Source organism: Corallococcus sp. CA053C (assembly GCF_003611675.1).
Lineage (GTDB): Bacteria > Myxococcota > Myxococcia > Myxococcales > Myxococcaceae > Corallococcus.
Genome location: NZ_RAWA01000365.1, coordinates 1 through 9,984 on the forward strand (window position 1 = coordinate 1; position 9,984 = coordinate 9,984).

At 70.8% G+C, this 9,984-nt stretch carries 7 protein-coding genes; 4 read left to right on the forward strand and 3 right to left on the reverse strand.

Features of this window, described 5'->3' with window-relative positions; genetic code table 11:
* A partial coding sequence (locus D7V97_RS33600) for a dipeptidase (protein ID WP_120614704.1) occupies positions 1–1,651 on the reverse strand: 1,651 nt, incomplete at its 3' end.
* Positions 1,652–1,898: 247 nt separating this feature from the next.
* On the opposite strand from D7V97_RS33600, the gene D7V97_RS44915 reads away from it, so the two are divergent.
* Positions 1,899–2,060 carry a hypothetical protein gene (locus tag D7V97_RS44915; protein ID WP_158623511.1) on the forward strand — a complete coding sequence of 54 codons (162 nt, stop codon included), beginning with the start codon at positions 1,899–1,901 and terminating at the stop codon, positions 2,058–2,060.
* A gap of 7 nt (positions 2,061–2,067) precedes the next feature.
* Here D7V97_RS44915 and acs read toward each other — a convergent pair whose 3' ends face one another.
* Complete coding sequence (gene acs / locus D7V97_RS33605; RefSeq protein ID WP_120614705.1) at positions 2,068–4,020, reverse strand: acetate--CoA ligase; 1,953 nt, start codon at positions 4,018–4,020, stop codon at positions 2,068–2,070.
* 61 nt (positions 4,021–4,081) lie between these two features.
* On the reverse strand, positions 4,082–4,567 hold the full coding sequence (locus tag D7V97_RS33610) for a hypothetical protein (RefSeq protein WP_233583386.1): 486 nt from the start codon (positions 4,565–4,567) through the stop codon (positions 4,082–4,084).
* A gap of 72 nt (positions 4,568–4,639) precedes the next feature.
* Between D7V97_RS33610 and D7V97_RS33615 the strand changes: the two genes are divergently transcribed.
* The 3 genes from D7V97_RS33615 to D7V97_RS33625 form a co-directional block, all read left to right on the forward strand.
* Positions 4,640–5,062: an NUDIX hydrolase gene (locus tag D7V97_RS33615; RefSeq protein ID WP_120614707.1), complete on the forward strand. Its 423-nt coding sequence runs from the start codon at positions 4,640–4,642 to the stop codon at positions 5,060–5,062.
* 12 nt (positions 5,063–5,074) lie between these two features.
* The gene (locus D7V97_RS33620) at positions 5,075–6,583 is read left to right on the forward strand and encodes a M50 family metallopeptidase (protein WP_233583387.1); all 1,509 of its coding nucleotides are present in this window, start codon (positions 5,075–5,077) and stop codon (positions 6,581–6,583) included.
* 171 nt (positions 6,584–6,754) lie between these two features.
* The coding region (locus D7V97_RS33625) for an ATP-binding protein (RefSeq protein WP_120614708.1) at positions 6,755–9,984 on the forward strand (3,230 nt) is incomplete at its 3' end.

Consider the following 9,984-nt stretch of genomic DNA (forward strand, 5'->3'; position numbering starts at 1 on the left):
CCGGGGCCGCGGGCGCCTGGGGCTTGGGCTCGGGCTTCTCGCGCGACTGCAGGATGGCTCCGTTGTCCGCGGCGATGCGGCGGTACCACGCGTCCGGGTAGCGGGGGTGATTCACCTTGCCCTGCGCGTCCCGCACGTTGCCGTCGATGTACTTCACCAGCAGCTGCTCGCCCAGCTTGCGCCAGCGCGCGTGCACCTTGTCGCCCTGCTGGAGCGAGTACTCCGTGAGGTACTGGCGGGCCTGCTCCGGCGTGCGCTTGTAGAGCGTCTGCGCGATGCTCTCCACGTTGGCCTGATCCGCGAGGAACTGTCCCTCCAGCTCCCCCTGCGCCTTCTGCACGTCGACGATCATGTCGCTCCAGCGCCCGTAGGCCTGGTTCGACACCCAGTTGAAGACCCAGAAGGACGAGTCCCAGGAGAAGTCGCCCCGGCTGGCCACGCCCTGGGAGAAGTTCTTCGGCACCTGCCGGATGCCCGCGTACATGGGCGTGTACACGGTGGTGTACGTGTCATCCACGCCGAACCAGAGCACGCCGCCAATGGCGTCCGGCAGCGTGGAGCGCATCTGCGCGACGAAGGAGAAGCCCGTCTGCTGCGTGGAGATGGCGCGCTCGTGGACGTAGCTCTTGCCGTCCACGTCCCACGTCATCGGCCGCCAGCGGTAGGGCACCGCGTAGGGCCCCGCGCCCACGTCCTTGGACATATCCAGCGGCGTGCCCTCGAAGTGGTCGCGCATGAGCGCCATCGCGTCCTGCACGGACACCTTCTTGTCCGGCTTCACCCACAAGGGCAGGCGCTTCGTCACGTCCGAGCCGTCCGCGTATTCGACGCCCAGCTTCAGCGACGGGGCCGCGCGGCGGAAGATGCTCCACACGCGCCCTTCGGAGAAGCGCTGCCCCCCGAAGTCCAGCGGGTGGTACGTGTCCGCGAAGCTGAAGTCCTTGTCCGCGCCCGTGTACCAGCCCTTCGCGCGCGCGAACGAGATGACGTCCGGCGCGTACAGCGCGGTGGCCGAATCATTGAGCGGGAACTGGCGGATCCGCGACTGGTTCGCGTGCGCGGAGATGACGCCGTCGGGCAGCTTGCGCGCCACCCACACCGCGCCCTTCTGGCCCGCGCCCTTGCCAATCATCTCCAGGAGCCACGCCTCCTTCGGGTCGGCGATGGAGAACGTCTCGCCCGTGGAGGAGTAGCCGTACTCCGCGACCAGGTCCGTCATCACCTGGATGGCCTCGCGCGCCGTCTTGGAGCGCTCCAGCGCGATGTAGATGAGCGAGCCGTAGTCGATGAGGCCCGCGGGCCCCTCCAGCTCCTTGCGGCCCGTGAAGGTGGACTCGCTGATGGAGAGCTGGTGCTCGTTCATGTTGCCCACCACGGAGTACGTGACGGGCAGCTCCTTGATGCGTCCCAGGAACTTGCCCGAGTCCCAGTCGATGACGTCGCGCATGGCGCCGGCCGCATGGCGGCGCGCGGGCGTGTGGTACAGCTCGCCGTACAGCTCGTGCGAGTCGGCCGCGTAGGTGATGAACGTGGAGCCGTCCGTCGTGGCGCCCTTCGTCACCAGCATGCTGGTGCAGGCATCCGCGATGGGGGCCACCAGCACCGCCGTCAGCGGCAGCGCGGTGAGCAGGGTCGAGGGGAATCGGTTCATGGCGGCGCAATCTAGCAGGACTGCCGCCCGCTGCCCGCCCAGGCAGGTTGCCCGACCGCGAAGCGCCCGGGCCCCAGGCTCCAGACTCCAAGCTGTGCCCCGCGTCATGCGTGGAGACGATGGGCGCCGGACGTTCCGCTACTTCCCAGCCTGCCGGCCGCGTGGCGGCGCCCGTCCGGGGACGCTAGGGTTCATTTTTCCGGCCCGGCGCCTTCACTTTCCGCCACGGGCCCCAGGAGGTAGCGACGTGACGGAGATCGTGGTGGGCCTGGTCATCTTCTTCGTCCTCACCGTCGTCCTCGGCCCCGCGCTCTGGAGCTCCCGCGTCTGGTGGAGCAAGGCGGACCGGGAGAACGTGAAGGACAAGCACGGCCGCCCCCGCAAGGGCGCGGAGGACGGCCCGGCCTGAAGTAACGCTACTCGTCGTTCTGGCGCAGCGCGGCCAGCACGTTGAGGTCCTCCAGCGTGGTGGTGTCCTGCGTGGAGTGGTTGCCCGCGGCCACGTCGCGCAGCAGCCGGCGCATGATCTTCCCGGAGCGCGTCTTGGGCAGCCCTTCCGCGAAGCGGATCTCATCCGGCCGGGCGATGGCGCCAATCTCCTTCGCGACGTGCGCGGCCAGCTCCTTCTTGAGCGCGTCCGAGGGAGCGTTGCCCTGCTTGAGCGTCACGAAGGCGACAAGCGCGGTGCCCTTCAGGTCGTCCGGGCGCCCCACCACCGCGGCCTCGGCCACCTTCGCGTGCGCGACGAGCGCGCTCTCCACCTCCGCGGTGCCCAGGCGATGGCCCGCGACGTTCACCACGTCGTCCACGCGACCCATCAGCCACACGTAGCCGTCCGCGTCCGTGCGCGCGCCGTCGCCGGTGAAGTACATGCCGGGCAGCTCGCTGAAGTACGTGTTCGCGTACCGCTCCGGGTCGCCGTACACGGAGCGCAGCATGGACGGCCAGGGCTTCGTGACGAACAGCAACCCGCCCTGTCCCCGGGGCACCCGCTTGCCGTCGCGGTCCAATATCTCCGCGTGGATGCCGGGCAGCGGGAAGGTGGCGGAGCCCGGCTTGGTGGGCGTGGCGCCGGGCAGCGGGGAGATCATGATGCTGCCCGTCTCCGTCTGCCACCACGTGTCCACGACGGGGCAGCGGCCGCCGCCGATGACGTCGCGGTACCACATCCACGCCTCGGGGTTGATGGGCTCGCCCACGCTGCCCAGGAGGCGCAGCGAGGACAGGTCATGCTGCTTCACCGGCCCGTCACCCAGGCGCATGAAGGCGCGGATGGCGGTGGGCGCGGTGTAGAGGATGGAGACCTTGTAGCGCTCGATGATGTCCCAGAAGCGGTCCGGCCCCGGCTGCGTGGGCGCGCCTTCGTAGAGCACCGTGGTGACGCCGTTCATCAGCGGGCCGTAGACGACGTAGCTGTGGCCCGTCACCCAGCCCACGTCGGCGGTGCACCAGTAGACGTCGTCCTCGCGCAGGTCGAACACCCAGCGCGTGGTGAGCGACGCGTTCATCGCGTAGCCCGCCGTGGTGTGCAGCACGCCCTTGGGCTTCCCGGTGGAGCCGGAGGTGTAGAGGATGAACAGCGGGTGTTCGCTCTCCACCCACTCCGGCTCGCAGGTGTCGGGCTGGCCCTTCACCAGCGCGTCCCACGCGAGGAACTTCGGCCCCTCCGGCAGCTTGCCGTCGCCGGTGCGCGTGAGCACGACGACCTTCTCGATGCCGGTGGCGTGCGTGAGCGCGGCCTCCACGTTCTTCATCAGCGGCACCACCGCGCCCTTGCGCCAGCCGCCGTCCGCGGTGAGCAGCACCTTCACGCCCGCGTCCTTCATGCGCTCCTGGAGCGCCTCCGCGGAGAAGCCGCCGAACACCACCGAGTGCACCGCGCCCAGCCGCGCGCACGCCAGCATCGCGACGGCGGCCTCCGGCACCATGGGCAGGTAGATGCCCACGCGGTCCCCCTTCTTCACGCCCAGGGACTTGAGGCCGTTGGCCAGCCGGTTCACCTGCTGGGACAGCTCCCCGTAGGTGATGGCGCGGCGGTCGCCCGGCTCGCCCTCGAAGAGGATGGCGGGCTTGTCCTTCAACTTCGGCAGGTGCCGGTCCAGGCAGTTGTAGGCGAGGTTGGTCTTCCCCTCGACGAACCAGCGCGCGTGCGGCGGCTTCCAGTCCAGCACCGTCTGGAAGGGCTCCTTCCAGAAGAGCTCCTCGCGGGCGCGGTCACCCCAGTACTTCTGGGGGTCCTTCTCGGCCTCGTCCCAGAGCCGCTGGTAGTCCTGCATGCTGCGGATGTGGGCCCGCTGGGAGAACTCCGCGGGTGGGGGAAAGACGCGGGACTCGGTCAGGACCGAGACGATTTCCTGCGTGTCTGCCATGGGCGTCCCTCATTTGCGCGTGGGAACAGCCCTCCTGTTGTAGGGACCCTGGCCTCCGGGCTCAAGGCTCCTCTTCGCAACGGGTGTTGCCCTGAACGCCCTCGAAGCGGACCCACAGCTCGCAGTTGCAGCGCGCGACCCCGTTGGAATCGTAGGCGAGCCGCAGTTGACCATTGAACTGCGTCACGCACTGCGTGGTCGCGTCCAGGTGCACGCGGACCTGGTCGAGCAGGCACTCCTCGCCATTCCTCGTGGTGCTGACGTTGGCGACGCTGCCGTCGGCGGTGAACGCATCACCGTCCTCCAGGAAGTAGCCGAGCAGCTGCATGTTCTGCACGCCGAAGTCCGCGCGCACCACGCGCCCGGAGATCTGCAGGCCCAGCCGGAAGTCGGACTGCACCTCCGACAGCAGGTTGCAGTCGTCGCGCAGCACTTCGGTGGGGGTGAGCTCGTATTCGCCCTCGTTCTGGCTGTACGGCAGGCAACCCGCCAGGGAAGGGGCCGCGAGCGCGAAGGCAATGAGGCAGAGGCGTCGGAGGGTAGACACGGCACGCACCATCGCCCACGGGACGCATCCGGAGCGGGCGCTCGCGTGGGGGCGGGGGTAGAGTGCGACGCCATGCCTGAATACCGCAACCCCAAACCCACCGTGGACTGCATCATCGAGCTGTCGGGCGAGCGCATCGTGCTCATCCGCCGCGCCAACCCGCCCGTGGGCTGGGCACTGCCCGGCGGCTTCGTGGACGAGGGCGAGCCGCTGGACAAGGCGGCCATCCGCGAGGCCAAGGAGGAGACGGGCCTGGACGTGAAGCTGGAGGAGCAGTTCTTCAGCTATTCGGATCCGAAGCGCGACCCCCGGCTGCACACCATCTCCACGGTGTTCATCGCGCAGGCGACGGGCGAGCCGGTGGGCGCGGACGACGCGGCGGAGGCGAAGACCTTCAAGCGGGACGAGCTGCCGAAGGACCTCTGCTTCGACCACGGCACCATCCTGTCCGACTACCTGACGTACAAGCGCACCGGCAAGCGCCGCAAGCTGTAGCCCAGGGCCCGGATGCACTACCTGTTCGTCCTGCTCGCCCTCGGGGCGCTGCTCATCGTGCATGAGCTGGGGCACCTGGTGGCCGCGAGGCTGCTGGGCGTGCGGGTGCCGCGCTTCACCGTGGGCTTCGGGCCGCCGCTCTTGTCGTTCCGGCTGTTCGGCACGCAGTTCGTACTGGGCGCCGTGCCGCTGGGGGCGTCCGCGAACCTGCAGGGGATGAACCCGCACCGCTCCGGCGAGGAGGACACGTCCGGGTTCGGCACGCTGGGGCCGCTCAAGCGGATGGGCATCATCCTGGCGGGGCCGGTGGCGAACTACGCGGTGGCGGTGGGGCTCTTGTTCGCGCTCTACACGTCCGGCACGCACGTGGTGGTGCCGCTGACGGTGGGCACGGTGCTGCCAGGTTCGGAGGCGGCGCGTGCGCAGCTCTTGCCGGGGGACCGGCTGGTGCGCGTGGATGGCAAGCCGCTGGAGAACTGGTCGGACTTCGTCACGCGGGTGGCGGACGGCGTGGGCCGCGACCTGGAGCTGGCGGTGGACAGGCACGGTGAGCCGCGCACGGTGCTGGTGCGGCCTCGCGCGGATGAGCGGGGCGCGGGGCGCATCGGCGTGAGCCAGCAGTACGTGTTCCGCACGCATGCGCCCGGCGAGGCGTTCACCCAGTCGGTCGTGCACACCGGGAAGGTGGCGTCCGAGGCGCTGTCCACGCTGGTGGCGCTGGTGCGCGGACCGGGCGTCGCGGGCCGGGGCGGACCGGGTGCGCTGATGCGCCAGGAGTCATCCGACGTCGCGTCGTCCACGGCGTCGGGGATGGACGCGCTGGTGCGGGCGCTGGTGGCGGCGTCGGTGGCGCTGGCGATGCTGACGTTGGTGCCGGTGCCGGGACTGGATGGCGGCCGGGTGCTGCTGCTCGCGGTCGAGGCCGTGAGTGGACGGCGCATTCCGCCGCGCGTGGAGACGGTGGCGCAGACGGCGGGGTTCCTGTTCATCTCCATCGCCATCGTGGCCACGGCGGGCGCGGAGATCCGCCGCGCGCTGCCCACGTCGTCGCCTGTCGCACCGAGGACGGTGATGGGTGGCACGGCGACGATGGGGAGCACGGTGCCCGCGAACACCGCGGTGGCACCTGCCGGAACATTGGGGGCGCCTGTCCCTCCGAACGCTGTGACGACAGCATCCGCTCCACCGGGCGCGCCTCTCGCGAGCGCCGTGCCTCCGAACACCGCCGTGCCAGCCTCCGCATCACCGGGCGCGCCTTCCGCGAGTGCCGTGCCTCCGAACCCGGTGGTGACAACGCCCGCTCCACCGGCCGCGCCTCCCGCGAACGCCGCGGTCACAACGCCCGCTGCAGTGGCCGCGCCCTCGACGAGTGCCGTGCCCCAGAACACCGCGGCGGCAACGACCGCGCCCCCCACCACCGCGGCGACAGCGTCCGCGCCCTCCTCCGTGTCGGCACAGGACGCGGGAGCACCCTCCCCCGCGCAGCCCCTCCCAAGCGTCGTTTCCCCAACGCCTCCATGACGCGCTGAGCAGGATGGCTCGCCTGCTTCCACGTCCTGCGTCCAGCGAGCAGAGCCCCTGTCGTACGGTTGATCCTGCCCAACCTCGCTCGACCTCTCGGATTGCAGTGGCCCGCGCCCACCACTAGAAGCCGGGGCGCCTCCCTTCTCCCCGTGTCTCCCAGAGAACCGCATGTCCCTGTCCCTCACCCTGTCTCCTGCTCCTTCCGAAGAGCATCACTTCGCGGGCGGCGGTGAGATGGGGGAACTGGTGCGCTCGCTGGACTGGGCCCGGACGCCGCTGGGGCCCTCGCGCGACTGGTCCATCAGCCTGAAGACGATGGTGGGCGTCGTGCTCAACAACCGGTTCCCCATGCTCATGTGGTGGGGCCCGGAGATGATCCAGATCTACAACGACGCCTACCGCCCGGTGCTCGGCCACAAGCACCCCGGCTCCCTCGGCGCACCAGGCCAACAGGTCTGGCAGGAGATCTGGGACGTCGTCGGCCCCATGGCCCGGGGCGTGCTCGAAGGCGCGCCCGCGACCTGGAGCGAGAACCTGGCGCTCTTCATCAACAGCCGCGGGTTCACCGAGGAGACGTTCCACACGTTCTCGTACAGCCCCATTCCCGACGAGCGCGGCGGCGTGGGCGGCGTGCTCGTCACCGTGCGCGAGACGACCGAGGAGGTCCAGCACGAGCGGCAGATGCGGACGCTGCGCGACCTGGCGGCCCGCTGCGCCGACGCGAAGTCTCCGGAGCAGGCGTGCCACTCCGCGCTGGGCGTGCTCGCGGCCAACACGCTGGACCTGCCCTTCACCCTGCTCTACCTGCTGGACGCGGACGGCGACACCGTCCGCCGCGTCGGCGGAACGCTGCTGCCCGACGCCACGTTGGAGCCCCTGCCCCTGCAGCAATCGCTCTCCAACGCAGGCGACACCGACTGGCCCTTCGCCCAGGTCGTCGACACGGGCGGCGCGGTCGTCGTGGAGGACCTGTCGCGGCGCATGGGGCCCTTGCCCGGCGGCCTCTGGAACAGCCCTCCCCAGCGCGCCGTGGTGCGCGCCCTGTCGCGGCCGGGCCAGTCGCGGCCCCATGGCTTCCTCGTGGGCGGCGTCAGCCCGCGGCGGTTGCTCGACGCGCGCTACCACGCGTTCTTCCAGCTCACCTCCGAGCAGGTCGCCGCCGCCATCGGCAACGCCCGCGCCTACGAGGAGGAGCGCCAGCGCGCGGAGGCGCTCGCCGCGCTCGACCGCGCGAAGACGGACTTCTTCAGCAACATCAGCCACGAGCTGCGCACGCCCCTCACGCTGCTGCTGGGCCCCGCCGAGGACGCGCTCGCCAGCCCCTCGCGCGCGCTCCAGGGCGACGCGCTGGAGACGGTGCACCGCAACGCCGTGCGCCTGCGCAAGCTGGTCAACATGCTGCTGGACTTCGCGCGCATCGAAGCCGGGCGCGTGCAGGCCGCCTATGAGCCCACCGACCTCGCGACGCTGACCGCGGGCCTCGCCAGCGCCTTCCGCTCCGCCATCGAGCGCGCGGGGCTCGTGCTCGACGTCGACTGTCCTCCCCTGCCGGAGCCGGCCTGGGTGGACCACGAGATGTGGGAGAAGATCGTCCTCAACCTGCTGTCCAACGCGCTGAAGTTCACCTTCAGCGGCGGCATCACCGTGACGCAGCGCTGGCGGGACGGGCACACCGAGCTGCGCGTCACCGACACCGGCACCGGCATCCCCGCGCACGAACTGCCCCGCCTCTTCGAGCGCTTCCACCGCGTGCAGAACGCCCGCGCGCGCTCCCATGAAGGCTCCGGCATCGGGCTGGCCCTGGTGCACGAACTGGTGCGCCTGCACGGGGGCACGCTCTCCGTCGAGAGCGAGGTGGACCGGGGCACGACGTTCACCGTGCGCCTGCCCGCGGGCTTCGCGCACCTGCCCAGGGAGCAGGTGACGGCCGCACGGCACCCCCGCGCGCTCCTCGCGGGCGCGGACCCCTACGTGCGCGACGCGCTGGGCTGGCTGCCGGGGAGCGCCCCCGCGGCGAACGTGGACCCTGGCGCGCTGGACTCACTGGAGCGGCCGCGCATCCTGCTCGCGGACGACAACGCCGACATGCGCGAGTACGTGGGCCGTCTGCTGGGCGCCCACTGGACGGTGGAGGCGGTGGCGGACGGAGAGGCCGCGCTCGCCGCCGCGCTCGCGCACCCCCCGGACCTGGTCCTCACCGACGTGATGATGCCCCGCCTGGACGGCTTCGGGCTGCTCCAGGGCCTGCGCTCCGACGAGCGCACCCGCCACGTCCCCGTCATCCTCCTGTCCGCGCGCGCGGGCGAGGAGGCGAAGGAGGAGGGCCTGGGCGCCGGCGCGGACGACTACCTGGTGAAGCCGTTCTCCACCCGCGAGCTGCTGTCGCGCGTCACCGCCCAGCTCACGCGCTCAAGGCTGCGTGCGCTGGAGGCCGCGCACGCCGAGCGACTCTGGCGCATCTTCCAGCACGCGCCCGTGGGCATCGCCATCCTGCGCGGCCCGGAGCACGTCTACGAGTTCGCCAACCAGGGCTACCTGCAGCTCATCCAGCACCGGGAGGTCATGGGCAAGGGCATCCGCGAGGCGCTCCCGGACCTGGCCCACCAGGGCATCTACGAGCTGCTGGACGGCGTCTACACCACGGGCGAGCCCTTCATCGGCCGGTCCGTGCGCGCCGTCTTCACCCACGGCCCGGAGCAGCCCGCGCAGGAGCGCTTCTTCGACCTCGTCTACCAGCCCATGAGCGACGCCCGGGGCCAGGTGGAGGCCATCGTCGTCGTGTCCTTCGACGTGACGGAGCTTTCCACCGCGCGCCGCGAGGCGGAGTCCGCCAACCGCGCGAAGGACGAGTTCCTCGCGATGCTCGGCCACGAGCTGCGCAACCCCCTGGCCCCCATCCTCACCGCGCTCCAGCTGATGCGCCTGCGCGGCGACACCACCGCGGAGCGCGAGCGCACCCTCATCGAGCGGCAGGTGACGCACCTGGTGCGCATGGTGGACGACCTGCTCGACGTCAGCCGCGTCACCCGGGGCAAGGTCACCCTGAAGCGCGAGCGCACCTCGCTCACCGACGTGGTGGCCAAGGCGATTGAACAGACGAGCCCCCTCATCGAGCAGCGCCAGCACACGCTGGAGGTGGACCTGCCCGACCACGGCACGGACCTGGACGCAGACCCCACGCGCCTCGCGCAGGTGTTCGCGAACCTGCTCACCAACGCCGCCCGCTACACCGAACCGGGCGGCTTCATCGCCGTGACGGGAACGCGCGAGGGCGCCGAGCTGGTCGTCACCGTGCGCGACACCGGCGTGGGCATCGCGCCGGAGATGCTGCCCCGCGTGTTCGACCTCTTCGTGCAGGAGCACCAGGCCCTGGACCGCTCCCAGGGCGGGCTCGGGTT

Bases quoted from the DNA above. Each gene is read 5' to 3' on its own strand.
- D7V97_RS33615 (WP_120614707.1), top strand. From the start codon at position 4,640: ATGCCTGAATACCGCAACCCCAAACCCACCGTGGACTGCATCATCGAG.
- D7V97_RS33620 (WP_233583387.1), top strand. From the start codon at position 5,075: ATGCACTACCTGTTCGTCCTGCTCGCCCTCGGGGCGCTGCTCATCGTG.
- acs (WP_120614705.1), bottom strand. From the start codon at position 4,020: ATGGCAGACACGCAGGAAATCGTCTCGGTCCTGACCGAGTCCCGCGTC.